The organism is Kitasatospora sp. NPDC093558 (assembly GCF_040683475.1).
GTDB lineage: Bacteria > Actinomycetota > Actinomycetes > Streptomycetales > Streptomycetaceae > Kitasatospora.
The window spans coordinates 1-2,251 of the sequence record NZ_JBFBDY010000878.1; the positions used below are offsets into that span (position 1 = coordinate 1).

2 protein-coding genes are annotated in these 2,251 nt (G+C 73.9%); one reads left to right on the forward strand and one right to left on the reverse strand.

Annotation, left to right across the window (positions count from 1 at the left end):
• Positions 1-174 precede the first annotated feature (174 nt).
• Positions 175-903, reverse strand: a complete 729-nt coding sequence (locus AB0O00_RS36440) for a hypothetical protein (RefSeq protein ID WP_363658994.1) — start codon at positions 901-903, stop codon at positions 175-177.
• 328 nt (positions 904-1,231) lie between these two features.
• Here AB0O00_RS36440 and AB0O00_RS36445 point away from each other — a divergent pair, with 328 nt between their 5' ends.
• Positions 1,232-2,110: a hypothetical protein gene (locus tag AB0O00_RS36445; protein ID WP_363658995.1), complete on the forward strand. Its 879-nt coding sequence runs from the start codon at positions 1,232-1,234 to the stop codon at positions 2,108-2,110.
• The last annotated feature ends 141 nt before the right edge of the window (positions 2,111-2,251 follow it).

Here is a 2,251-nt window from a genome sequence, read left to right on the forward strand (position 1 = left end):
CTGGCCGCGGAGCTCGCGGAGCACCGGCCGTTCGAGGCGATCGCCGCGCTGGTCGAGTCGTTCGGCGGCTGAGCGCAGGGCCCGGCCGCCGACGGTCGCCGCCGTCGATTGAAACTGGCGGCGGCGGCGGGGGCCCGTCCCCGAACCCCCGTCAGCCGGTGGCGGCCGTCCGGCTCACTGGTCGTCGCCGTCGGCGTCCGGTCCGGCCACGGGCGCCCCGGCCTTGCCGATGCCGAGCTTGGCCTCGGCGGTGGTCCAGTCGGTGGCGATGGCCTGCTGGACGGCGGCGAGGGTGGCCTGGCCCTTGCACAGCGCGGTGTGCAGGTGCGTCTCGACGGTGTCCTTGGGGTTGTTCGGCCCCTTGCCCGGGACGTGGTCGGGGGACGGCGGCTGGACCCACAGGTTGCGCGGGTCGTTCGGGTCGCCGCCGAGCTGCAGGCTGATCAGGTGGTCGTACTCGGAGTCGCCCATCGGGCCGCTGTAGCCGTAGGACTTGGCGTTCTCGGCCTTCTCCTTGCCGGTGATGCTCGCCGGCGGGCGGATCCCCGAGGTGTAGCCGCCCGGCTTGCACACGGTGTCGTTGAGGTTGGCCTGGGTGACCGCCGGGCTGGTGGCGCCCGGGGTGCAGTTCGGGTCGGGCAGCGGCTGCTTGTCGGCGGTGTACCGGTACTTGCAGCTGCCCGCGGCGGGCTGGGCCTGCACGTCGTACGAGGACTTGGGGCCGGCGCCGACCGGGATCGAGTGGGCCTCGGCCGCGTCGCCGGCCGCCGGGGCCGAGCCCTTCGCGGCCGCGGTGGTGGGGGCGGGCTTGGCGGTGTGTCCCTTGTCGGACGAGCAGCCTGCGGCCGCGGCGAGCAGGACGGCCGCGGCTATGGCCAGGGCACCGCGAGCGGGAGCCGGCACGAGTTCCTCCAGATGGGTGTGCGTGAGCTGCGGGCCGGCGGGCCGCCGGATACCGCGCCAGCGGACACTACCGTGTCAAAGGGGCCAAAGGGGTGACGCCACGTCGGGCGCGGGAGGCCGCGGCCCGGCGCGCGGAATCGTTCCGCCGGGCCCGACGCCCCGCGTGCCGTCCCGTCCGCCGTCCCGGCCGCTCGCAAGGGGCCTGACGTCGGGCGGAGTAACCGAGCAGGGCGGGGGCCGCCGAGCGTGCGTAGCTTCGTCATCGAACGGCCACGTTCGTCCCCTCAGTCCCCCTCAGTCCCCCTCCGACCCCCGACCGGAGTCACCCATGCGGATCCCCGCCCTCCTCGCGGCAGCCGCCCTGCTGCCGCTCTCCCTGACCGCCGCCCAGGCCGCCCAGGCCGCCGCCGGCCCGACCCACCGCTCGACGTACGCCAAGGACCTGAGCGTCCAGGTGAGCCCGCCGTCCTTCCCGACCGCGCCCGGCGCCGTCGGGACGATCCTGGTGACGGTCTGCAACAACGGCTCCGAGACGCCGGCGGCCGGCGCGACCCTGGTGGTCAACGGCCCCGGCGATCCGTCGATGCGCCTGACCACCGACCACGCGGGCCCCGTGGACAGCGGCTGGAACTGGATCCGCTTCACCGTCGCCAAGGGGCTGGCACCGGCCACCTGCGAGACGGAGAAGCTCTACGGCCAGACCATCAGCACCACCCCAGGCCCGAAGACCTACCCCGGCGGCACGGCCGTCGTGACCTGGGACGCCGATCAGAACCCGAACGACAACTCGACCACCTGGTCCTGGGACACCTCCGCGCCCGTCACCAACGCGGTGCTGGAGATGTGGCGGCCCCCGAAGCCCGCCGCGCCCGGCAACCCGGCCGACTTCGAGGTGCTGGAGCGCAACCTCGGCCCGTCCACCGACTACCCGTGGCGCGGCCGGCTGATCGCCCAGCTCCCGCCCGGCTCCAAGTGGCTGGACAGCGCGCCGAGTTACAACAAGTGCGCGATCTCGGCCGACGGCACCACGGCGACCTGCGACGACAGCGTCAACAACACCTGGGCCCAGTACAACCGCGGCTTCGCGCTCCAGGTCGACCCGGCCGCGAGCCCGGGCACGAGCATCGCCGCGACGCTCACCTACGAGGCCCCGGCCAACCCGGACCCGCACACCTTCGTGCTGACGGTGCTCATCCCGGTGTGCTGATGCCGGTGTGCTGATCCGGCCATCACCGGTCCCACCGGCCACCGTTCCGCTTCTGTCGGCCACGTGAAGAGCCCGTGTTCGGACAGAGTGCCCCAAGGCCCTCCACCGTCGCCGCGGTCGTGCCATAACCTGGCGCCGACC

Excerpts from the sequence above, each read along its gene's own strand:
- AB0O00_RS36445 (WP_363658995.1), top strand. The coding sequence starts at position 1,232 with ATGCGGATCCCCGCCCTCCTCGCGGCAGCCGCCCTGCTGCCGCTCTCC.